Origin of the sequence: Bacillus cereus group sp. BfR-BA-01330 (genome assembly GCF_022663885.1) — a bacterium.
Taxonomy (GTDB): domain Bacteria; phylum Bacillota; class Bacilli; order Bacillales; family Bacillaceae_G; genus Bacillus_A; species Bacillus_A cereus.
In genome coordinates, this window is sequence record NZ_JAKUGK010000002.1 from 501,491 (window position 1) to 523,713 (window position 22,223).

Below are 22,223 nucleotides of genomic sequence, written 5' to 3' on the forward strand. Positions count from 1 at the left end.
ATTATTAAACACGTTCGATTTTGCCAGATTTTAATGCTCTAGCAGAAACGTAAACACGTTGAACTTTTCCGTCGATGCGTACGCGAACTTTTTGAAGGTTAGCGCCCCACTTACGTTTTGTAGCGTTCATTGCGTGAGAACGAGAGTTACCAGAACGAGCTTTTCTTCCAGTAATAGCACAAACACGAGCCATTTATATTTCCCTCCCTTGATACCTTACCATACGTAATTTTTCAATGTTAGTCTTTTATGCGATGCTAAAAACACTACTATAATTTAACACAACTAAAAAGAGAATGCAACACCGTAGAAAAAAGAAATCAAGAAAATTTACTTGACACTATATGTCAATGAAGAAAAGTTGAAATCCATAAAAATTGCTTGACATATTATAGTGGTACATGTTGTATAATAACAATGGACTATTTTGCTCATCATAAAAAAGTGTAATTTAAAACATAAAATATGAGAGTGAAAAGAAAGAACGATGGAATTTTCTTTAAAAAGATTATATGATAGTAACTAAAGTAGTCTAGCTCACTTTCACCATTTATGAAGGGGGAAACGAGATGTCAATTGAAATTAAAACGAAGTACGGTCAAATTGATATTAGTACAGATGTAATTGCAACAATTGCTGGAGGTGCCGCGGTAGATTGCTACGGTATCGTAGGTATGGCATCAAAAAATCAGTTAAAAGATGGATTAACAGACATTTTACGAAAAGAAAATTTCACTAGAGGTGTTATTGTTCGTAAAGATGAAGATGAAGTACATATTGATATGTATATTATTGTGAGCTATGGTACGAAAATTTCAGAAGTGGCACATAATGTGCAGACGAAAGTGAAATATACATTAGATCAAACTGTAGGACTAGCAGTAGATTCTGTAAACATCTACGTACAAGGAGTTAAAGTAATAAACTTGTAATGTGCATTAAGGAGGAAAATCTGTGTCAATTCAAAAAATTGATGGAAAACGTTTATCACAAATGATCATGCAAGGAGCGAATAATTTAACAAATAATGTTCAGCTTGTTGATGCATTAAACGTATTTCCAGTTCCAGATGGCGATACCGGTACAAACATGAACTTATCTATGACTTCAGGTGCGCGTGAAGTGAAAGCAAATCCTTCACAGCATGCTGGTAAAGTCGGCGTAAGTTTAGCCAAAGGATTATTAATGGGAGCTCGTGGTAACTCTGGAGTTATTTTATCTCAGTTGTTCCGTGGTTTCTCTAAATCCATTGAACAAAAAGAAGAATTAACAACAGTTGATTTTGCTGCAGCACTAGAAGCTGGAGTAGAGGCGGCTTATAAAGCGGTTATGAAACCGATTGAAGGAACGATTTTAACGGTTGCAAGAGAAACGGGTAAATATGCAGTAACAGTTGCGAAAAAACAGCGCGACTTTGTTTTGTTTATGGAAGACGTTGTGAAAGAAGCAAACGCATCGTTAAATCGTACGCCAGATTTATTACCTGTATTAAAACAAGTTGGCGTTGTAGATAGCGGTGGTAAAGGTCTTGTAGTGGTATACGAAGGGTTTTTAGCTGACTTAAAAGGAGAAACGATTTCTTCTGATGCACCGACGCAACCATCTATGAATGAAATGGTACGCGCAGAACATCACCGTAGTGTACAAAGCCAATTGAGTACAGAAGATATTAAGTATGGATATTGTACAGAGTTCATGGTGAAATTAGAGGCTGAAAAGGTGAAAGAGCATAATTTCTCTGAACAAAAATTCCGTGAAGATATTAGTGTATATGGTGATTCTCTACTAGTTGTGTCTGATGATGAAATTGTAAAAGTTCATATCCATGCAGAACATCCTGGAGACGCTATGAACTACGGGCAAAAATACGGTAGTTTAATTAAGATTAAAGTAGAAAATATGCGTGAACAGCATACTGCTTTGTTAGATGAACCTACTATGGTTCCTGAGCAACCAGCTCAATCGAAAGAAAAACAACCATATGGTATCGTAACTGTAGCTATGGGATCTGGTATTAAAACTTTATTTGAGAGCATCGGCGCAACGAAAGTTATCGAAGGTGGTCAAACGATGAATCCAAGTACGGAGGATATCGTAAAGGCAATTGAAGAAGCAAATGCTGAAAAAATCATTATTTTACCGAATAACGGAAATATTGTAATGGCAGCAGAACAAGCGGCATCAGTTGTAGATCAAGAAGTTATTGTTGTTCGTTCGAAAACAGTTCCTCAAGGTATGGCAGCAATGTTAGCATTTAACCCAGTTGGAACGTTAGAAGAGAATGAAGAAAACATGCAAGAAGCTTTATCTCATGTGAAAACAGGTCAAATTACGTATGCTGTACGTGATACGGAAATTGATGGTGTAGCAATTCAAAAAGATGATTTCATGTGTATTGCAGATGGGAAAATTGTATCTACAAATGCTGAAAAAGTAGGAGCTGCGAAGCAATTACTAGAAGCGCTTATTGATGAAGATTCTGAAATCGTAACGATTCTACAAGGGGAAGATGCAACTGATGAAGAAGTAGCGGAGTTAGTTGAATTTGTAGAAGAGAAATTTGAAGATGCAGAAGTAGAAGTACATGCTGGAAACCAACCAGTGTATTCTTTCATCTTCTCTGTAGAATAAGATAAGATTCGTTTTGAAAATAAATGGATTACTTACTTGCTAATGGATAAGAAGTAGTAATATGAAGTTTATTACTAGTTTTTATTCAAAAGGCTAGCATATTGAAGAGAGAAAAGAGCCTTGCTGCTAATAGTGAGGCTCTTTTTTACTTGTTTTATATAAGGGATTTGAGTAGTTTCTCTTAGAATGCCTATGATAGAATATATAAGGTGAAAGAGAGCGATTACAGATGCTAATTGGTACTCAAATAAAATGCAATAAAGAAAATAATGTGACGGGGTGTGAGAATCTTGAATGATGTTGTACAAGTTCCTGTTACGGATGTAAAGGGGATCGGAGGAGAAACATCTGAGTTACTACATGAGATGGGTATTTATACAGTTTCTCATCTATTAGAACATTTTCCGTACCGTTATGAAGATTATGCGATGAAAGATCTTGCTGAAGTAAAGCATGATGAACGTGTAACGGTTGAAGGGAAGGTTCATAGTGCTCCTTTGCTGCAATATTATGGTAAGAAGAAATCGCGTTTAACAGTTCGTGTTCTCGTCGGTCGTTATTTAATTACGGCGGTATGTTTTAATAGGCCTTACTATAAGCAAAAATTAAAGTTAGATGAAACGATAACGATTACTGGTAAATGGGATCAACATCGTCAAACAATTGCTGTATCAGAACTTCATTTTGGACCGGTTGTACGTCAACAAGAAGTGGAACCTGTTTATTCAGTAAAGGGGAAACTTACAGTAAAACAGATGCGTCGTTTTATTGCTCAAGCGTTAAAGGAATATGGAGATTCTATAGTCGAAGTGTTACCGGATGGTTTGTTAGGGCGATATAAATTATTACCAAGATATGAAGCGCTCAGGGCATTGCATTTTCCGGTAGGACAGGAAGATTTGAAGCAAGCGCGTCGCCGTTTTGTATATGAAGAATTTTTCTTATTTCAGCTGAAAATGCAAACGCTCCGGAAAATGGAGAGGGAAAATTCAAAAGGGACGAAGAAAGAGATTCCGTCAGCAGAATTACAAGAATTTATCGATGCACTGCCGTTTCCATTAACGGGTGCGCAGCGCCGAGTTGTAGATGAAATTTTGAAAGATATGACATCTCCTTATCGGATGAACCGACTATTGCAAGGTGACGTTGGTTCTGGGAAAACAGTTGTTGCTGCGATTGGTCTTTATGCATCGAAATTAGCTCATTATCAAGGTGCTTTAATGGTTCCTACAGAAATTTTAGCTGAGCAACATTATCAGTCGCTTGCTGAAACGTTTTCGCATTTTGGTATGAAGGTGGAACTGTTAACAAGTTCTGTTAAAGGGGCGAGACGTCGAGAAATTTTAGCGAAGTTAGAACAAGGAGAAATAGATATTCTTGTTGGAACGCATGCCTTAATTCAAGATGAAGTTATATTTCATAGGTTGGGTCTCGTTATTACAGATGAACAGCATCGATTTGGTGTAGCGCAGCGCCGAGTTTTACGGGAGAAAGGTGAAAGTCCAGATGTATTATTTATGACAGCGACACCAATTCCGCGTACGCTTGCAATTACTGCATTTGGAGAGATGGATGTTTCGATAATCGATGAGATGCCAGCAGGTAGAAAGGTGATTGAAACATACTGGGCAAAACATGATATGTTAGATCGCGTTCTCGGTTTCGTTGAAAAGGAGATAAAAAAAGGAAGACAGGCATACGTTATTTGTCCTCTAATTGAAGAATCTGAGAAACTTGATGTGCAAAATGCTATCGACTTACATAGTATGCTGACGCATCATTACCAAGGGAAATGCCAAGTTGGATTGATGCATGGGAGATTATCGTCTCAGGAAAAAGAAGAGATAATGGGACAGTTTAGTGAAAATAAAGTACAAATTCTTGTATCGACAACAGTTGTTGAAGTAGGTGTGAACGTACCGAATGCGACTGTAATGGTTATTTATGATGCAGAACGTTTCGGTTTATCGCAGCTTCATCAGCTTAGAGGGCGTGTCGGCCGTGGTAGTGAACAATCATATTGTTTATTAATAGCAGACCCTAAATCAGAAACAGGGAAAGAAAGAATGCGCATAATGACTGAAACAAATGATGGATTTGTATTGTCAGAAAAAGATTTAGAATTACGAGGTCCTGGAGATTTCTTTGGGAGTAAGCAAAGTGGCTTACCAGAATTTAAGGTTGCTGACATGGTACATGATTATCGAGCGTTAGAAACGGCAAGGCAAGATGCGGCGATACTAGTAGATTCAGAAGCGTTTTGGCACAATGATCAGTATGCTGCCTTGCGTACGTATCTTGATGGGACAGGTGTGTTCCAAGGAGAGAAGCTCGATTAAAGGGAGTCAACAAAAGTTTTTGTTGCATTCTACTTTTAATGATTATATACTACTGTTAGTACCTAGTCATAAAAATGGATGGTGCGGTATGAAAAAAAGAAGAAGTAAAAAAGAAAGACAAGAGTTATTACAACAAACAATCGAATCAAATCCTTTTATTACGGATGAAGATTTAGCGGAAAAATTTCAAGTGAGTATACAAACGGTACGACTTGATCGTATGGAATTGTCTATTCCTGAATTAAGAGAGAGAATTAAACATGTAGCTACAAAGCAACATGAAGAAGATGTGAAATCTTTACCGTTAGAAGAGGTTGTTGGAGAAATTATTGATATTGAATTAGATAGACATGCAATCTCTATCTTTGAAGTAAAGATAGAACATGTATTTAAAAGAAATCAAATCGCTCGTGGGCATCATCTGTTTGCGCAAGCAAACTCACTAGCTGTTGCGGTTATTGATGAAGAATTAGCTTTAACTGCAAAGTCTACCATTCGATACATTCGCCCTGTAAAATTAGGAGAGCGTGTTGTTGCAAAAGCGCGCGTTGAAGATGTAGAGAATGATAAAGGACGGACGGTTGTCAAAGTGCGTAGCTTCGTTGGAGAAGAACTTGTTTTTACAGGCACTTTTGAAATGTATCGATCTAGTAATTATAGTGAGGAAGGTAACAACTTATGAAAATCGCAATAGATGCAATGGGCGGAGATCACGCTCCAAAGGCTGTAGTATTAGGGGCAATGAAAGCTATTAAGGAATATTCTGATTTACATATTACGTTAGTAGGGAAAGAAGAGGAAATTCGTCAATACTTAACGAGTGATGAACGAATTACTATTCTTCATACAGACGAAAAAATAGAATCAACGGAGGAACCAGTAAGAGCGGTTCGTCGAAAAAAACAAGCTTCAATGGTGCTTGCGGCACAACAAGTAAAGGATGGAGAAGCAGACGCTTGTATATCCGCAGGTAGTACAGGAGCTTTAATGGCAGCTGGATTATTTGTAGTCGGTCGTATGGAAGGAATTGAGAGACCAGCTTTATCGCCTACAATGCCAACTGTAGATGGAAAAGGTTTTGTTATGTTAGATGTTGGAGCAAATGTTGATGCAAAACCAATTCATTTATATCAATATGCAGTAATGGGATCTGTTTATGCTGAGAAGGTAAGAGGAATTGAAAATCCTCGCGTTGGACTATTAAACGTTGGAACAGAGGATGGAAAAGGAAACGAGCTTTCAAAGCAAGTATTTGCAATGCTTAAAGATGCGCCAATTAATTTCGTGGGGAACGTTGAATCAAGAGATTTATTGCAAGGTGTAGCAGATGTTGTTGTATGTGATGGTTTTACAGGGAATGTAGCGTTGAAATCATTAGAGGGAACAGCACTTGCGCTATTCTCTATGTTGAAAGAACAGTTAATGAGTTCATTTACGAGCAAATTAGCAGCGGCGGTATTAAAGCCAAAACTTATGGTATTAAAAGATAAAATGGATTATTCGGAGTATGGAGGAGCTGCATTATTTGGATTGAAAGCACCTGTCATTAAGGCTCACGGTTCTTCTAATGATCAGTCGATATTTAGTGCGATTCGTCAAACGAGAGAAATGGTAGCGAAAGAAGTAATTCCTACGATTTCAAGCGTAATGGAGAAAGAGTCACTCCAATAAGAGGAGGATTTGAAATGGGAAAAATAGCATTTCTTTTTCCGGGCCAAGGTTCACAGGCAGTTGGAATGGGTAAACAATTAGCAGAGAATAATAAAGAGGTTGCAAAAGTGTTTGCAAAAGCAGATGAGGTGTTGGAAGATTCACTTTCAGAAGTGATTTTTGAAGGACCGCAGGAAAAGCTTACATTAACAACAAATGCGCAGCCTGCATTATTAACAACGAGTTTTGCTATTTTGACAGCTTTGAAAGAGTATGACATTACACCTGACTTTGTCGCTGGTCATAGTTTAGGTGAATATAGTGCTCTTGTAGCAGCTGGTGCATTAACTTTTGAAGATGCTGTATATGCTGTAAGGAAACGTGGCGAATATATGGAAGAAGCTGTTCCGGGCGGGGAAGGCGCAATGGCAGCTATATTAGGTGCTGACCCACATATGCTGAAACAAGTTACAGAAGAAGTAACAAGTGAAGGATATGCAGTGCAAATCGCTAATATGAATAGTACGAAGCAAATTGTGATTTCTGGAACGAAGCAAGGCGTAGAGGTTGCTTCTCAAAGAGCGAAAGAAAATGGTGCAAAGAGAGCGATTCCACTAAAAGTAAGTGGGCCATTCCATTCTTCACTTATGAAGCCGGCAGCTGAGAAGTTCCAAAGTGTTTTAAATGAAATTACAATTCATGACACGAATATTCCTGTTATTGCAAATGTTACGGCGGAAGTTATTACACGTGGTGCAGACATTCAAGAAAAGTTAATCGAACAGCTTTATTCGCCTGTATTATGGTACCCGTCTATTGAATATATGGTGAACCAGGGAGTAGATACATTTATTGAAATTGGACCTGGAAAAGTACTTGCTGGACTTATGAAGTCAATTGATTCATCAGTAAAAGCATATGCGATATACGATGAAGAGACATTAAAAGATACCATTTCAAATTTGAGAGGAGAAAACTGATGTTAAAAGGGAAGGTAGCATTAGTAACTGGCGCTTCACGTGGAATTGGTCGCGCGATTGCGATTGATTTAGCGAAACAAGGGGCAAATGTAGTAGTAAATTATGCTGGTAATGAACAAAAAGCAAATGAAGTAGTAGATGAAATTAAAAAATTAGGTTCTGATGCAATTGCGGTAAGAGCAGATGTTGCAAATGCTGATGATGTTACAAATATGGTGAAACAAACAGTAGATACATTTGGACAAGTTGATATTCTTGTAAATAATGCTGGTGTAACTAAAGATAATTTATTAATGCGTATGAAAGAAGAAGAATGGGATACAGTTATTAATACAAACTTAAAAGGTGTATTCTTATGTACAAAAGCAGTATCTCGTTATATGATGCGTCAACGTCACGGTAGAATTATAAACATCGCTTCGGTTGTTGGTGTTATAGGAAACCCAGGACAAGCTAACTATGTTGCTGCTAAAGCGGGTGTTATTGGATTAACAAAAACATCTGCAAAAGAGTTAGCAAGTCGAAATATTACAGTGAATGCAATTGCGCCGGGCTTTATTGCGACTGATATGACGGATGTACTAGATGAGAATATTAAAGCCGAAATGTTAAAAGTTATTCCAGCTGCTCAATTTGGTGAAGCGAAAGATATCGCGAATGCTGTAACGTTTTTTGCTTCTGATCAAAGCAAATATGTTACAGGTCAAACGTTAAATGTTGATGGCGGTATGGTAATGTAATAAAAGAATCGATTTCACCTAGTTTTTTTGGTCAATATTTAATATAATATTTGAGGGGAGGTGAATGGAATGGCAGATGTTTTAGAGCGCGTAACAAAAATCATCGTTGATCGTTTAGGAGTAGAAGAGACTGAGGTAGTACCAGCTGCAAGCTTCAAGGAAGATTTAGGAGCAGACTCCCTAGATGTAGTAGAACTTGTAATGCAATTAGAAGATGAATTCGAAATGGAAATTTCTGATGAAGATGCTGAAAAGATTGCTACTGTTGGCGATGCTGTGACTTACATAGAGAGTCATCTATAATGCTTAAGTGAAGTCCCGTTTTTTAGCGGGGCTTTCTGGCTTATATCTGGAGGGACCTATGCCGTACCGAAAATATAGAGAAAAAAAATACGAAACAAAATATCGTGAAGCATTTAAAGTGTTTCAAGAAAAGATAGGTATTACGTTTACAGATGAAAAATTATTGATTCAAGCATTTACGCATTCATCGTATGTGAATGAGCATCGAAAAAAACCGCATGAAGATAATGAGCGTCTTGAATTTCTTGGAGATGCAGTATTGGAACTGACTGTATCGCAGTATCTGTTTCAAAAATATCCGACAATGAGCGAAGGAGAGTTAACAAAACTACGTGCAGCTATTGTATGTGAGCCATCTCTTGTTCGTTTTGCGAACGAATTGTCATTTGGTAGCCTTGTTTTATTAGGAAAAGGTGAAGAAATGACAGGTGGACGTGAACGACCAGCTTTATTAGCGGATGTCTTTGAAGCGTTTATTGGTGCCCTTTATCTTGATCAAGGGCTAGAAACAGTTTGGGAATTCTTAAAAGAAATTGTATATCCGAAAATTAATGAGGGTGCTTTTTCTCATGTGATGGATTATAAGAGTCAGTTGCAAGAATTGATTCAGCGTGATGGCAGTGGCAATGTTGAGTATCAAATTTTGCAAGAAAAAGGACCAGCTCACAATCGAGAATTTGTGTCACGTGTTACGTTAAATAACGTAGCTTTAGGTCTTGGTAGTGGTAAGTCGAAAAAAGAAGCAGAGCAACAAGCTGCTGCAGAAGCATTGAAAAAATTAAAAGAACAACTATAAGGAATCCCCCTTTGAATGAGGGGGATTCCTTGTGCATAGAATGAAACTTTCTTTTTGTTTATAATGAAAAAGAAGGTAAATCCGTATAATACTTGTTTTTGTATAGAGAACATTTATAACGACGGAGAATAGGAGGAAGGCCTTTCGTGTTTTTAAAAAGATTAGAAATAGCAGGGTTTAAGTCTTTTGCTGAGCGTGTATCTGTTGATTTTGTCCCAGGTGTAACTTCTGTAGTAGGACCTAATGGAAGCGGGAAAAGTAATATTACTGATGCAATTCGCTGGGTACTTGGTGAACAATCTGCAAAATCATTACGTGGTGCAAAGATGGAGGATATTATTTTTGCAGGCAGTGATACGAGGAGAGCGGTTAATGTTGCTGAAGTAACAATAACTTTAAATAATGAAGATCAACGTTTACCAATTGAATACAATGAGGTGTGTGTAACACGTCGTGTATCTCGTTCAGGTGATAGTGATTTTTATATTAATAAACAATCATGTAGATTGAAAGATATTATCGATTTATTTATGGACTCTGGTATGGGAAGAGAAGCTTTTTCAATTATTAGCCAGGGGAAAGTGGAAGAGATTTTAAGTAGTAAGTCAGAAGAGCGTCGAGGTGTATTTGAAGAAGCGGCAGGCGTACTAAAATACAAACTTCGCAAAAAGAAAGCTGAAGGGAAATTAGCAGAAACACAAGAAAACTTAAATCGTGTACAAGATATAATTCATGAATTAAGTAGTCAAGTAGAACCTTTAGAAAGACAAGCTTCTATTGCGAAAGATTATCTTGAGAATAAAGAAGAATTAGAGAAAGTAGAAGCTGCGCTTATTGTCCATGAAATTGAAGAATTGCACGAGAAATGGGAAGCGCTTCGAAATCAGTTTGGGCATAATAAAAACGAAGAAGCTAAAATGTCAACGAATTTACAAAAAAGTGAAGAAGAGCTTGAGGAATTACGAGGACAATTACAAGCGGTAGATGAGTCTGTAGACTCGTTGCAAGAAGTACTTCTTCTTTCTAGTAAAGAGCTAGAAAAACTTGAAGGGCAGCGCGAGTTGTTAAAAGAGAGAAAGCAAAATGCTACGACGCATTGTGCGCAACTTGAGCAGTTAATTGTTGAATTAACAGAGAAAACTAAAAGTTACGATGGTGAGATTGAGTCAAGTACAGAAGCTTTAATGCAATTTGTGAATGAAGTAAAAGAGTTGGAGCAAAAATTGCATGATAATGAGCAACTGCTTGCTACTTTTGCTGACAATTTAGAGGAACAGATTGAGAATTTAAAAGGTGACTATATTGAGCTTTTAAATCAACAAGCTAGTCATCGTAATGAATTATCTATGATTGAAGAACAATCTAAACAGCAAACGTCTAAAAACGAGCGTCTAGATGAAGAGAATGCGAAATATGTAGAAATGCGTATGGAAATTACAGCGAAAAAGACGAAACTTGTAGAAAGTTACGAACAAGCGAAAGAAAAAGTAGCTGGCATTCTCTCAAACATACAGAAGACAGAGGCGGCGCTTGGGAAATGTAAGACGCAGTATAGTGAAAATGAAACAAAACTGTATCAAGCATATCAATTTGTGCAACAGGCACGTTCTCGAAAAGAAATGCTTGAAGAGATGCAAGAAGATTATTCTGGATTCTATCAAGGTGTACGTGAAGTATTGAAAGCTAGAGAAAATAGGTTGCAAGGTATCGAGGGTGCTGTTGCGGAACTGTTAACGGTACCGAAAGAATACGAAGTTGCAATGGAAATTGCTCTAGGTGCAGCGATGCAGCATATTGTTGTACAAACAGAGGAGCATGCTCGTAATGCGATAGCATTTTTAAAGCAAAATAAACATGGACGTGCAACGTTTTTACCGCAAGCTGTTATTAAAAGCAGGTCTTTATCATTTGAGCAATTACGCATTGCAAATCAACACCCATCGTTTGTAGGTGTGGCGGCAGAACTTGTGCAGTACAACAATAAATATGAAAATGTAGTTTCAAATTTATTAGGTACGGTTATTGTTGCGAAAGATTTACGCGGAGCAAATGAGTTGGCGAAACAACTGCAATACCGTTATCGCATTGTAACAATCGAAGGTGATGTAGTGAATCCTGGCGGTTCTATGACTGGTGGGGCGGTAAAGCAAGCGAAATCTTCTTTATTAGGACGCCAACGTGAACTGGAAGAGTGGACTCGCAAGTTAACTGATATGGAAGAAAAAACAATGAAGTTAGAAAACTTTGTTAAAGCAGTAAAACAAGAGATTCAAGAAAAAGAAGTGAAAATACGCGAACTAAGGCAAACTGTAGAAGTAGATCGTGTAGATGAGCAGAAATTAAGAGAAGAGATTAATCGTCTAGAATTAGAAGAACATCGTATTAATGATCGATTGTCTATTTATGATTTAGAGATTGAAGGGTTTTTACAAGATCGAGTAAAAATGCAAGGGCGTAAAGAGGAGTTAGAAGGGATTTTAACGAATCTTCAAGCTGATATCACTAAGTTAGATAGTAAAATTGTAGCTTTAACAAAACAAAAAAGTGAGCAACATTCTTCGAAAGAAAAAGTTCAAAAAGAAATGACGGAGTTAAAAGTGCTGGTAGCTGAAAAGCAACAACGCTTATTTAATCAAAAAGAAAAAGTTGAACGATTGACGAAGGAAAAAGAAGAAACGGATGCGACACTTGTAAAAACGAAAGAGGATTTAGCGTTCTTAAAACAAGAAATGACATCTAATTCAAGTGGTGAAGAGCAAATTACGAATATGATTGAGAAGAAAGCATATGATCGTAATCAAACTTCAGAATTAATTCGCTCTCGTCGTGAACAACGTGTATCGTTGCAAGAGAGGGTAGAACATTTAGAGCGCAATTTGAAAGAAACGACAGGTAAACATAAATATATTCTTGAAATGTTGAAAGATCAAGAAGTGAGAATAAATCGACTTGATGTAGAGTTGGAAAATAGATTACAACATTTACGTGAAACATATACGATTTCATTTGAAGCGGCAAAACTAAAATATACAATGACAATGCCTGCAGAAGATGCGCGTAAGAAAGTAAAATTAATCAAATTATCTATAGAAGAGTTAGGTACAGTGAACCTAGGGGCAATTGATGAATATGAACGTGTAGCGGAGCGTCATACATTCTTACTAGAGCAGAGAGACGACCTAGAAGAAGCGAAAGCGACATTGCACCAGCTTATTACCGAAATGGATGAAGAAATGAAAAAACGCTTTTCTACTACGTTTGAAGGCATTAGAATGGAGTTTCAATCGGTATTCTCTGAATTATTTGGAGGCGGTAGAGCGGATTTAGTAATGACTAATCCAGAGGATTTACTAAATACGGGTATTGATATTGTAGCACAACCGCCAGGGAAGAAACTGCAGAACTTAGGTTTACTTTCAGGTGGAGAGCGTGCTTTAACAGCAATTGCGCTTTTATTTGGTATTTTAAAAGTACGCCCGGTACCATTCTGTGTACTAGATGAGGTAGAGGCAGCCCTTGATGAGGCGAATGTAGCTCGTTTTGCACAGTATTTAAAGAAATTCAGTAATGAGACGCAGTTTATTGTAATTACACATAGAAAAGGTACAATGGAAGAGTCTGATGTGTTGTACGGTGTAACAATGCAAGAATCAGGGGTATCTAAACTTGTTTCGGTTCGTTTAGACGCCGGAGAAGAACTTATTGCAAGTGAATAGGAAGGATGGGAAAGTATGAGTTTTTTTAAAAAACTAAAAGAAAAAATTTCAAAACAAACGGATACAGTTACAGAGAAATTTAAACAAGGATTAGAAAAAACGAGAAATTCATTTGCGGATAAAGTGAATGATTTAGTTTATCGTTACCGTAAAGTGGACGAAGATTTTTTCGAAGAGTTAGAAGAGATCTTAATCGGTGCAGACGTTGGCGTTGCGACGGTAATGGAATTAATTGACCAATTGAAAGAAGAAGTACAACGTCGTAACATTCAAGATCCAAAAGAAGTACAAGCTGTTATTTCAGAAAAACTAGTAGGAATTTACAAAGGCGACAGCGATTTTAGTAACGAAATTAATATGCAAGAGGACCAATTAACGGTTGTTTTATTTGTTGGTGTTAATGGTGTAGGAAAAACGACGACAATTGGTAAACTGGCGCATAAGTTTAAATCAGAAGGTAAGTCAGTCCTATTAGCGGCAGGAGACACATTCCGTGCTGGAGCGATTGAACAATTAGAAGTATGGGGCGATCGCGTTGGTGTAGAAGTGATTAAACAAGGATCTGGATCTGATCCAGCGGCGGTTATGTATGACGCTGTACAAGCTGCGAAAGCACGTAAGGTAGATGTATTACTATGTGACACAGCAGGACGCTTGCAAAATAAAGTAAATTTAATGAAAGAATTAGAGAAGGTGAAGCGTGTAATTGAGCGTGAAGTACCAGGTGCTCCTCATGAAGTATTACTTGTTATTGATGCAACAACAGGACAAAACGGTTTAAGCCAAGCGAAAACATTCCGTGAAGCAACGAATGTAACTGGTATTGTTTTAACGAAGTTAGATGGAACTGCTAAAGGTGGTATTGTATTAGCGATTCGTAACGAAATGGATGTACCAGTGAAGTTTGTTGGATTAGGAGAGCAAATGGATGACTTGCAACAGTTTGATCCAGAACAATATGTGTATGGTTTATTTGCGAACTTAGTAGAAACAGAAGAAGTATAAGTGAAAGGAGCGGTATTTCCGCTTCTTTTTCTATAAAAAATATATGATGTTAAGAAAAAAACTTGACACTCTTTTGGACTACATGTAAACTAATTCATGTAAAGGGAAATCACTTAACAAAGGATGATCCAACATGCTCGAAAAAACAACGAGAATGAACTATTTATTTGATTTTTATCAATCGTTGTTAACGCAAAAACAAAGAAGTTATATGTCGCTTTATTATCTAGATGATTTATCTCTTGGTGAAATTGCGGAAGAATTTGATGTAAGTCGCCAAGCCGTGTATGATAACATTAAACGGACTGAAGCGATGCTTGAAGAATATGAAGAAAAATTAGTATTACTTCAAAAGTTTCAAGAGCGACAGCGACTTGTTGCAAAGCTAAAACAGCTAATCAGCGAAGAAGAGCATGTAAATGAAGAAATGAAACAAGTTGTTGAAGCTATCGAAAAATTAGATTAGGAGGGCGGCAATATGGCATTTGAAGGATTAGCCGACCGACTTCAACAGACAATGCAAAAAATCCGCGGCAAAGGAAAAGTTTCTGAAGCCGATGTGAAAGAAATGATGAGAGAAGTTCGTCTAGCTCTTTTAGAAGCAGATGTTAACTTTAAAGTAGTAAAAGATTTTGTGAAGCGTGTGTCTGAACGTGCTGTCGGACAAGATGTAATGAAAAGTTTGACACCTGGACAACAAGTAATTAAAGTTGTACAGGAAGAACTTACAGAACTTATGGGCGGAGAGCAAAGCAAAATTGCTGTTGCTAATAAGCCACCGACTGTTATTATGATGGTTGGTCTGCAAGGTGCGGGTAAAACAACGACGACAGGTAAGCTTGCGAATTTGCTTCGTAAAAAGCATAACCGTAAACCGATGCTTGTTGCAGCGGATATTTACCGTCCAGCAGCGATTAAACAGCTTGAAACATTAGGGAAGCAATTGGACATGCCTGTATTCTCTTTAGGAGATCAAGTAAGTCCTGTTGAAATTGCGAAACAAGCGATTGCAAAAGCAAAAGAAGATCATCACGATTATGTTTTAATCGATACAGCGGGTCGCCTGCATATTGATGAAGAACTAATGGATGAATTAGCGAAAGTTAAAGAAGTTGCGAAACCGGATGAAATTTTCCTTGTTGTCGATGCGATGACGGGACAAGACGCGGTAAATGTTGCGCAAAGTTTCCATGAACAGTTAGGTTTAACAGGTGTTGTATTAACGAAATTAGATGGTGATACGCGCGGTGGTGCTGCATTATCTATTAAGGCTGTAACAAACACGCCGATTAAATTTGCTGGTATGGGTGAAAAACTAGATGCAATTGAAGCGTTCCATCCAGAGCGTATGGCATCCCGTATTTTAGGGATGGGCGATGTCTTAACATTGATTGAAAAAGCGCAAGCTACAGTTGATGAAGAGAAAGCGAAAGAACTTGAGCAAAAAATGCGTACGCTTTCGTTTACGCTTGACGATTTCCTAGAACAACTTGGACAAGTGCGTCAACTTGGGCCGCTTGATGAATTGTTAGGAATGCTTCCTGGTGCAAATAAAATTAAAGGGCTGAAAAATGCACAAGTTGATGAAAAACAAATTGGGCATATTGAGGCAATTATTCGTTCTATGACTAAATTAGAACGAGAACAACCGGAAATAATCAATGCTAGTCGCAAAAAGCGCATTGCCAAAGGTAGCGGTACAACTGTACAAGAAATCAATCGTCTAATTAAACAATTCGATGACATGAAAAAAATGATGAAGACGATGACGGGAATGCAAAAAGGTAAGAAAAAAGGACTAGGTGGATTGAAGTTTCCATTCATGTAAGGAAAAAAAGATGGCTCTGTTAAGAAAAAATACTTTACAAAGCAATAGTCTTTTTGCTAATATAATTATCTGTGTGAAATAAATTCGGAGGTGCTTTATAAATGGCAGTTAAAATTCGTTTAAAACGTATGGGAGCTAAAAAAACTCCTTTCTATCGTGTAGTTGTTGCAGATTCTCGTTCTCCTCGTGACGGACGTTTCATTGAGGAAATCGGAACTTACAATCCAGTTGCTCAACCAGCTGAAGTTAAGATCAACGAAGAAGCAGCATTAAAATGGTTAGGAAATGGTGCTAAACCATCTGATACAGTTCGTAACTTATTCTCTAACCAAGGTATCATGGAGAAATTCCACTTATCTAAACAAGGTAAGTAATTGAGGCAATGACTATGAAGAAGTTAGTCGAGACGATTGTCAAGCCTCTTGTCGATTATCCTGAAGATGTAAAAGTTACACAGGAACTTTGCAACGGAGAGATAAAGTATCGATTAACTGTACATCCTGAGGATGTTGGAAAAGTCATTGGAAAGCAAGGGAGAGTTGCGAAAGCGATTCGAATGCTCTTGTATTCAGTGGGACATCATAATGATGAAAAAGTAACACTGGAAATTCAATAAACGTAAAAAAGGGCGAGGAGTTATTCCTCTCCCTTTTTTAACATTTAAATAGAGAGTGCATGTTCCATCTGTGAAATGGAGATGCTTAATTTATATAGAAACCAGGGGTGACATACTATTTATGACAAAATGGTTTAACGTAGGGAAAATTGTAAATACTCATGGCGTAAGAGGAGAAATCCGTGTTATTTCTCGTACTGATTTTCCAGAAGAGCGATATAAAGTAGGAAACACGTTATACATATCGAATGAGAAAGGCACAGACTACCTTCCGGTGAAGGTAACTTCTCATCGCCAACATAAGACATTCGATTTATTAACATTTGAAGGATATAACAATGTAGATGAAGTAGAGAAGTTTAAAGGTTCTTTAATAAAAGTACCGGAAGAGCAGTTAGGTGAACTTGCTGAAGGTGAATACTACTATCATGAAATTATTGGTTGCAGTGTTGTAACGGAAGAAGGAGAAGCGCTAGGGACAATCAAAGAGATTCTATCTCCTGGTGCAAATGATGTTTGGGTAATTAAACGCCCGAAGGGTCAAGATCTCTTAATTCCTTATATCGATGACGTTGTACTTCAAGTTAATATTGAAAATAAATTAGTAACCATTCATGTAATGGAAGGGCTGCTATAATGAAAATTGATATTTTAACGTTGTTCCCAGACATGTTTACCGGTGTATTTGGATCTTCTATATTAAAGAAGGCACAAGAAAAAGAAGCGGTAAACCTTCGTGTTGTTAACTTTCGTGATTATACAACAAGTAAGCATAATAGTGTAGACGATTATCCTTACGGCGGAGGAGCTGGTATGGTGCTTACTCCTCAGCCTATTTTTGATGCTGTAGAAGATTTGACGAAAGAGACAGAGCGTAAGCCTAGAGTTGTCTTAATGTGTCCGCAGGGCGAAAGATTTACGCAGAAGAAAGCGGAAGAGCTTGCAGGGGAAGAACATTTGATCTTCGTATGTGGGCATTATGAAGGGTATGACGAACGAATTCGTGAGCATCTCGTAACGGATGAGATTTCTATTGGTGACTATGTATTAACGGGCGGAGAATTAGCCTCTATGGTTATTACTGATAGTGTTGTACGTCTCTTGCCAGGTGTGCTAGGAAATCATGCTTCACAAGTAGAGGATTCGTTTAGTACAGGTTTATTAGAGCATCCTCATTATACACGTCCGGCTGATTTTCGTGGTATGAAGGTACCGGATGTATTAATGTCAGGGAATCATAAAAACATTGATGAATGGCGACATAAGGAATCTTTGCGTCGAACGTATACGCGTAGACCGGATTTGTTAGATGAGAGAGAGTTATCTAAACAAGAGAAAAAATGGCTTGAGGAAATAAAGCGAGAGCAGTAATAACTTCATATATTTGCTATTGCAACAGGCCTAGTAATATGCTATTATAACATTTGTGCTACTGAAATCAGTAGCCGTATTAACGATGTTCCGCTGTAATTTATTAAGACTTTATAAGAGCATCTGTTTAAAGGAGAGAATTTAATATGCAACAATTAATCGCAGAAATTACAAAAGGCCAATTAAAAACTGACCTTCCTTCATTCCGTCCTGGTGACACTTTACGTGTACACGTAAAAGTTGTTGAGGGAACTCGTGAAAGAATTCAGCTTTTCGAAGGTGTTGTAATTAAACGTCGTGGTGGCGGAATCAGTGAAACATTCACAGTTCGTAAGATTTCTTACGGTGTAGGTGTTGAGCGTACATTCCCAGTTCACACGCCAAGAATCGCGAAAATCGAAGTACTTCGCCGTGGTAAAGTACGTCGTGCTAAGTTATACTACTTACGTAACCTTCGCGGTAAAAAAGCACGTATTAAAGAAATTCGATAAGACATGTATGGGAGCTTGTAAATGCACAAGCTCCCTTTTTCCAATCTATATGAAATTTTGGTATAATACGAGCAGTTTACATAACCGTGGAGGGGAAATGCATGAAAAAAGAGAAGAGTTCACTTTGGGAATGGATTAAGGCAATTTTGATTGCTGTTGTATTAGCTGGTGTTATTAGACAGTTTTTCTTTGCGCCAATTCTCGTAGACGGGGTATCGATGGCACCTACTTTACATGATCGTGATCGAATGATTGTGAATAAAATTGGTTATCACATTGGAGATCCAAAACGCTTTGATATTATCGTATTTCGAGCAACAGAAGATAAAGATTACATTAAGCGCATTATAGGCCTGCCAGGCGATGAAATAGAGTATCGTAATGATAAACTGTATGTTAACGGAAAGGCTTATGAGGAGCCGTATTTAGACAAGCAGAAAAAGCAAATTGCTGACGGACCGCTTACATATGATTTTAATCTTGAAGAAATGACAGGCAAGAAAACCGTTCCAAAAGATCAATTATTTGTTTTAGGTGATAATCGTCGTTTTAGTAAAGATAGCCGTTCAATCGGTACGATTTCAATGGATCAAGTAATTGGTAAAGCTAATATGTTATATTGGCCGTTAGAAGACGCACGTATTGTGAAATAAATGAAAAAGAAGGTGGCAACATGGTAATTCAATGGTTTCCAGGGCATATGGCGAAGGCTAGACGCCAAGTAACGGAGAAATTAAAATTAATTGATGTTGTAATTGAACTTGTAGATGCTCGATTACCATTATCATCTCGAAACCCAATGATTGATGAAATCATTACACATAAGCCAAGGCTTGTTGTTTTAAATAAAGCGGATATGGCGGATGATCGTTTAACAAAACAATGGATCGCATATTTTAAAGAAAAAGGCCATATGGCAATTTCGATTAACGCGCAAGCTGGACAAGGTATGAAGGAAATTGCAGCAGCTTGTAAAGTGCTTGTTAAAGAAAAATTTGATAAAATGGTTGCAAAAGGTATTAGACCGAGAGCGATTCGTGCATTAATTGTAGGTATACCAAATGTTGGTAAATCTACATTGATTAATAAATTGGCAAAGAAAAATATTGCTAAAACAGGAGATCGTCCAGGTGTGACAACAGCTCAACAATGGATTAAAGTTGGGAAGGAAATGGAATTGTTAGATACACCAGGTATTCTGTGGCCTAAATTTGAAGATCAATTAGTGGGTCTTCGTTTAGCGACAACGGGTGCAATTAAAGATTCAATTTTAAATTTACAAGATGTAGCTGTTTACGCATTACGTTTTATGGAGAAACATTATCCAGAACGCTTGAAAGAACGCTATAATTTAAATGAGATTCCAGAAGATATTGTGGAATTATTCGATGCAATTGGAAAAAATAGAGGCTGCTTAATGGGCGGCGGAATGATTGATTATGATAAGACATCTGAGCTTGTGCTTCGTGAGCTTCGTGGTGGCAAACTTGGAAAAATGACGTTTGAAACACCGGAAGAGTTTGGAGAGCAAGTGGAAGATGTGGAAAAAATAGAAGAAGTATAAGACGTGCGTTTGTGCGTCTTTTCTTTTTGGATATGTTTAAAAAGGAGCTTGTATAAATGCAAACTATGACGATAAAAGAAGCGGAAAATGTATTGAAAGAAATTATGAATGAAGAAGATGATCGCTTTCAGCTGTTAATGAAAGATGATCGAAAAGGTGTTCAAAAGCTCGTTTTGAAGTGGTATAAACAAAAAGAGTTAGAACAGAAAGAAAAAGAGAAGTTTTTTGAAATGTCCAAGTATGAAAATGCTTTGCGTGAAAAAGGGGTCACATATATCGCGGGTATTGATGAAGTAGGGCGCGGGCCATTGGCTGGGCCTGTTGTGACGGCAGCTGTCGTTCTTCCTGAGGATTTTTATATTCCAGGGTTAAATGACTCGAAAAAGTTGAGTGAAGCGAAACGTGAGCGTTTTTATGATGAAATAAAAGTACAAGCAATTGCAATTGGAGTAGGAATTGTATCACCGCAAGTTATTGATGACATTAATATTTACCAAGCAACGAAACAAGCGATGTTAGATGCAGTTGCAAATTTATCTTGTACACCTCAACATTTATTAATTGATGCGATGAAGCTTCCTACACCAATTCCGCAAACATCAATTATTAAAGGTGATGCGAAAAGTGTTTCGATTTCAGCAGCATCCATTATAGCAAAAGTAACGAGAGATCGTATGATGAAAGAACTGGGAGAGAAGTATCCTGAATATGGATTTGAGCAACATATGGGATATGGCACAAAGCAACATTTAGAGGCAATTGAAGTGCATGGAGTACTAGATGAACACCGCAAGTCATTCGCACCAATTAAAGATATGATTCAAAAATAAGCTGTAAATATACAGCTTATTTTTTTATTTTGGCATATAAACATTACTATTTTCGAAAAAGAATAAAGCGATTTCAGTTTTCTGACACTTTATTGTAGACAGCGTGCCAATCATCTTATACAATGGCAATGTAATGTTTTTTAAACATTAAAAAACTTTTCGAGTAAAACAGGAAAACAGGGGAGGATGGGACCATGAATATCCATGAGTACCAAGGTAAGGCAGTCCTTAGAAGCTATGGGGTTAGCGTTCCGAACGGGAAGGTTGCGTTTACAGTAGAAGAAGCTGTAGAAGCAGCGAAAGAATTAGGAACAGATGTATGTGTAGTGAAAGCACAAATTCACGCTGGTGGACGCGGCAAAGCTGGCGGAGTAAAAGTTGCGAAAAATTTAGATGAAGTTCGTACATATGCAGAAAGCATTTTAGGAACTACACTTGTGACACATCAAACAGGTCCTGAAGGTAAGGAAGTAAAACGCTTACTTATCGAAGAAGGTTGCGATATTAAAAAAGAATATTATGTAGGTCTAGTTTTAGATCGTGCAACTTCTCAAGTTGTTTTAATGGCGTCTGAAGAAGGCGGAACAGAAATTGAAGAAGTAGCAGAAAAAACACCTGAAAAAATCTTTAAAGAATATATTGATCCAGCAGTAGGCTTGCAAGGTTTCCAAGCGCGCCGAATTGCATTTAACATCAATATTCCAAAAGAGCTTGTAGGACAAGCTGTGAAGTTTATGATGGGCTTATATCGTGCGTTTATTGAAAAAGATTGCTCTATCGCTGAGATTAACCCACTTGTTACAACAGGCGAAGGTAAAGTTATGGCATTAGATGCAAAATTAAACTTTGATTCTAATGCGTTATATCGCCATAAAGACATTTTAGAGCTTCGTGATCTTGATGAAGAGGATTCAAAAGAAATTGAAGCTTCAAAATACGACTTAAACTACATTCCTTTAGATGGAAATATCGGTTGTATGGTTAATGGTGCAGGTTTAGCGATGGCTACAATGGATATCATTAAACATTACCACGGTGACCCAGCTAACTTCTTAGATGTTGGTGGCGGTGCAACTGCAGAAAAAGTTACAGAAGCATTCAAAATTATCCTTTCTGACAAAAATGTAAAAGGTATCTTCGTTAACATTTTTGGTGGCATTATGAAGTGTGATGTTATTGCAGAAGGTGTTATTGAAGCAACGAAACAAGTAGGTCTTGAGTTACCTTTAGTTGTACGTCTTGAAGGCACAAACGTAGAACTAGGTAAGAAAATTTTAAATGAGTCTGGCTTAAATATTGTTGCAGCAGAATCTATGGCAGACGGTGCACAAAAAATTGTTTCACTAGTGGGCTAATAGAAAGC

At 37.5% G+C, this 22,223-nt stretch carries 23 protein-coding genes; 22 read left to right on the forward strand and 1 reads right to left on the reverse strand.

Annotated elements, in window-relative coordinates; all coding sequences use genetic code 11:
* Nucleotides 1–4: 4 nt before the first annotated feature.
* Nucleotides 5–193, reverse strand: a complete 189-nt coding sequence (rpmB, locus tag MR112_RS08470; protein WP_000124776.1) for a 50S ribosomal protein L28 — start codon at nt 191–193, stop codon at nt 5–7.
* Between the two features lie 376 nt (nt 194–569).
* Between rpmB and MR112_RS08475 the strand changes: the two genes are divergently transcribed.
* The 22 genes from MR112_RS08475 (at nt 570) to sucC (ending at nt 22,215) form a co-directional block, all read left to right on the forward strand.
* Nucleotides 570–932, forward strand: a complete 363-nt coding sequence (locus tag MR112_RS08475; RefSeq protein WP_000021109.1) for an Asp23/Gls24 family envelope stress response protein — start codon at nt 570–572, stop codon at nt 930–932.
* Between the two features lie 22 nt (nt 933–954).
* Nucleotides 955–2,631, forward strand: a complete 1,677-nt coding sequence (locus MR112_RS08480; RefSeq protein WP_000027129.1) for a DAK2 domain-containing protein — start codon at nt 955–957, stop codon at nt 2,629–2,631.
* A gap of 290 nt (nt 2,632–2,921) precedes the next feature.
* Entirely contained in the window at nt 2,922–4,970 is a 2,049-nt protein-coding gene (gene recG, locus MR112_RS08485; protein WP_001000816.1) for an ATP-dependent DNA helicase RecG, read from the forward strand.
* A gap of 88 nt (nt 4,971–5,058) precedes the next feature.
* The gene (gene fapR / locus MR112_RS08490) at nt 5,059–5,652 is read left to right on the forward strand and encodes a transcription factor FapR (protein ID WP_000747348.1); all 594 of its coding nucleotides are present in this window, start codon (nt 5,059–5,061) and stop codon (nt 5,650–5,652) included.
* Entirely contained in the window at nt 5,649–6,641 is a 993-nt protein-coding gene (gene plsX, locus MR112_RS08495; RefSeq protein ID WP_000684100.1) for a phosphate acyltransferase PlsX, read from the forward strand. The genes fapR and plsX overlap by 4 nt, the downstream gene beginning before the upstream one ends.
* A gap of 14 nt (nt 6,642–6,655) precedes the next feature.
* Nucleotides 6,656–7,600: an ACP S-malonyltransferase gene (gene fabD, locus MR112_RS08500; protein WP_000515899.1), complete on the forward strand. Its 945-nt coding sequence runs from the start codon at nt 6,656–6,658 to the stop codon at nt 7,598–7,600.
* Nucleotides 7,600–8,340 (forward strand): 3-oxoacyl-[acyl-carrier-protein] reductase, encoded by a 741-nt coding sequence (fabG, locus tag MR112_RS08505; protein ID WP_000911773.1) that lies wholly within the window; start codon nt 7,600–7,602, stop codon nt 8,338–8,340. The genes fabD and fabG overlap by 1 nt, the downstream gene beginning before the upstream one ends.
* Before the next feature lie 69 nt (nt 8,341–8,409).
* Nucleotides 8,410–8,643, forward strand: coding sequence for an acyl carrier protein (acpP, locus tag MR112_RS08510; protein ID WP_000786062.1), 234 nt, complete (start codon nt 8,410–8,412; stop codon nt 8,641–8,643).
* 58 nt (nt 8,644–8,701) lie between these two features.
* Nucleotides 8,702–9,439, forward strand: a complete 738-nt coding sequence (gene rncS / locus MR112_RS08515; RefSeq protein WP_001146875.1) for a ribonuclease III — start codon at nt 8,702–8,704, stop codon at nt 9,437–9,439.
* Between the two features lie 146 nt (nt 9,440–9,585).
* A complete protein-coding gene (gene smc / locus MR112_RS08520; protein WP_000478978.1) occupies nt 9,586–13,155 on the forward strand; it encodes a chromosome segregation protein SMC in 3,570 nt (1,189 codons plus the stop codon).
* A gap of 15 nt (nt 13,156–13,170) precedes the next feature.
* A complete protein-coding gene (gene ftsY / locus MR112_RS08525; RefSeq protein ID WP_000007655.1) occupies nt 13,171–14,160 on the forward strand; it encodes a signal recognition particle-docking protein FtsY in 990 nt (329 codons plus the stop codon).
* A gap of 133 nt (nt 14,161–14,293) precedes the next feature.
* Nucleotides 14,294–14,626 (forward strand): putative DNA-binding protein, encoded by a 333-nt coding sequence (locus MR112_RS08530; protein WP_000891062.1) that lies wholly within the window; start codon nt 14,294–14,296, stop codon nt 14,624–14,626.
* Nucleotides 14,627–14,638: 12 nt separating this feature from the next.
* The gene (gene ffh / locus MR112_RS08535; RefSeq protein WP_000863460.1) at nt 14,639–15,988 is read left to right on the forward strand and encodes a signal recognition particle protein; all 1,350 of its coding nucleotides are present in this window, start codon (nt 14,639–14,641) and stop codon (nt 15,986–15,988) included.
* Between the two features lie 101 nt (nt 15,989–16,089).
* Complete coding sequence (rpsP, locus tag MR112_RS08540; RefSeq protein ID WP_000268750.1) at nt 16,090–16,362, forward strand: 30S ribosomal protein S16; 273 nt, start codon at nt 16,090–16,092, stop codon at nt 16,360–16,362.
* Nucleotides 16,363–16,376: 14 nt separating this feature from the next.
* Nucleotides 16,377–16,604, forward strand: a complete 228-nt coding sequence (locus MR112_RS08545; protein ID WP_000737401.1) for a KH domain-containing protein — start codon at nt 16,377–16,379, stop codon at nt 16,602–16,604.
* Nucleotides 16,605–16,725: 121 nt separating this feature from the next.
* The gene (gene rimM / locus MR112_RS08550; protein ID WP_000170278.1) at nt 16,726–17,241 is read left to right on the forward strand and encodes a ribosome maturation factor RimM; all 516 of its coding nucleotides are present in this window, start codon (nt 16,726–16,728) and stop codon (nt 17,239–17,241) included.
* The gene (gene trmD, locus MR112_RS08555; protein ID WP_000686903.1) at nt 17,241–17,975 is read left to right on the forward strand and encodes a tRNA (guanosine(37)-N1)-methyltransferase TrmD; all 735 of its coding nucleotides are present in this window, start codon (nt 17,241–17,243) and stop codon (nt 17,973–17,975) included. Before rimM ends, trmD begins: the two co-directional genes overlap by 1 nt.
* A gap of 146 nt (nt 17,976–18,121) precedes the next feature.
* A complete protein-coding gene (gene rplS / locus MR112_RS08560; protein ID WP_001186516.1) occupies nt 18,122–18,466 on the forward strand; it encodes a 50S ribosomal protein L19 in 345 nt (114 codons plus the stop codon).
* A 101-nt stretch (nt 18,467–18,567) separates the two neighbouring features.
* Nucleotides 18,568–19,119 carry a signal peptidase I gene (lepB, locus tag MR112_RS08565; protein WP_000711853.1) on the forward strand — a complete coding sequence of 184 codons (552 nt, stop codon included), beginning with the start codon at nt 18,568–18,570 and terminating at the stop codon, nt 19,117–19,119.
* Between the two features lie 20 nt (nt 19,120–19,139).
* Nucleotides 19,140–20,030 (forward strand): ribosome biogenesis GTPase YlqF, encoded by an 891-nt coding sequence (ylqF, locus tag MR112_RS08570; protein ID WP_000236704.1) that lies wholly within the window; start codon nt 19,140–19,142, stop codon nt 20,028–20,030.
* 56 nt (nt 20,031–20,086) lie between these two features.
* Complete coding sequence (locus MR112_RS08575) at nt 20,087–20,860, forward strand: ribonuclease HII (RefSeq protein WP_001194265.1); 774 nt, start codon at nt 20,087–20,089, stop codon at nt 20,858–20,860.
* Between the two features lie 194 nt (nt 20,861–21,054).
* Nucleotides 21,055–22,215, forward strand: a complete 1,161-nt coding sequence (gene sucC, locus MR112_RS08580; protein WP_001020791.1) for an ADP-forming succinate--CoA ligase subunit beta — start codon at nt 21,055–21,057, stop codon at nt 22,213–22,215.
* Nucleotides 22,216–22,223: the final 8 nt, after the last annotated feature.

Coding starts and splice junctions, on each gene's coding strand:
- rpmB (WP_000124776.1), bottom strand. CDS start 193: ATGGCTCGTGTTTGTGCTATTACTGGAAGAAAAGCTCGTTCTGGTAAC.
- MR112_RS08475 (WP_000021109.1), top strand. CDS start 570: ATGTCAATTGAAATTAAAACGAAGTACGGTCAAATTGATATTAGTACA.
- fapR (WP_000747348.1), top strand. CDS start 5,059: ATGAAAAAAAGAAGAAGTAAAAAAGAAAGACAAGAGTTATTACAACAA.
- plsX (WP_000684100.1), top strand. CDS start 5,649: ATGAAAATCGCAATAGATGCAATGGGCGGAGATCACGCTCCAAAGGCT.
- fabD (WP_000515899.1), top strand. CDS start 6,656: ATGGGAAAAATAGCATTTCTTTTTCCGGGCCAAGGTTCACAGGCAGTT.
- fabG (WP_000911773.1), top strand. CDS start 7,600: ATGTTAAAAGGGAAGGTAGCATTAGTAACTGGCGCTTCACGTGGAATT.
- acpP (WP_000786062.1), top strand. CDS start 8,410: ATGGCAGATGTTTTAGAGCGCGTAACAAAAATCATCGTTGATCGTTTA.
- rncS (WP_001146875.1), top strand. CDS start 8,702: ATGCCGTACCGAAAATATAGAGAAAAAAAATACGAAACAAAATATCGT.
- ftsY (WP_000007655.1), top strand. CDS start 13,171: ATGAGTTTTTTTAAAAAACTAAAAGAAAAAATTTCAAAACAAACGGAT.
- MR112_RS08530 (WP_000891062.1), top strand. CDS start 14,294: ATGCTCGAAAAAACAACGAGAATGAACTATTTATTTGATTTTTATCAA.
- ffh (WP_000863460.1), top strand. CDS start 14,639: ATGGCATTTGAAGGATTAGCCGACCGACTTCAACAGACAATGCAAAAA.
- rpsP (WP_000268750.1), top strand. CDS start 16,090: ATGGCAGTTAAAATTCGTTTAAAACGTATGGGAGCTAAAAAAACTCCT.
- MR112_RS08545 (WP_000737401.1), top strand. CDS start 16,377: ATGAAGAAGTTAGTCGAGACGATTGTCAAGCCTCTTGTCGATTATCCT.
- rimM (WP_000170278.1), top strand. CDS start 16,726: ATGACAAAATGGTTTAACGTAGGGAAAATTGTAAATACTCATGGCGTA.
- trmD (WP_000686903.1), top strand. CDS start 17,241: ATGAAAATTGATATTTTAACGTTGTTCCCAGACATGTTTACCGGTGTA.
- rplS (WP_001186516.1), top strand. CDS start 18,122: ATGCAACAATTAATCGCAGAAATTACAAAAGGCCAATTAAAAACTGAC.
- lepB (WP_000711853.1), top strand. CDS start 18,568: ATGAAAAAAGAGAAGAGTTCACTTTGGGAATGGATTAAGGCAATTTTG.
- ylqF (WP_000236704.1), top strand. CDS start 19,140: ATGGTAATTCAATGGTTTCCAGGGCATATGGCGAAGGCTAGACGCCAA.
- MR112_RS08575 (WP_001194265.1), top strand. CDS start 20,087: ATGCAAACTATGACGATAAAAGAAGCGGAAAATGTATTGAAAGAAATT.
- sucC (WP_001020791.1), top strand. CDS start 21,055: ATGAATATCCATGAGTACCAAGGTAAGGCAGTCCTTAGAAGCTATGGG.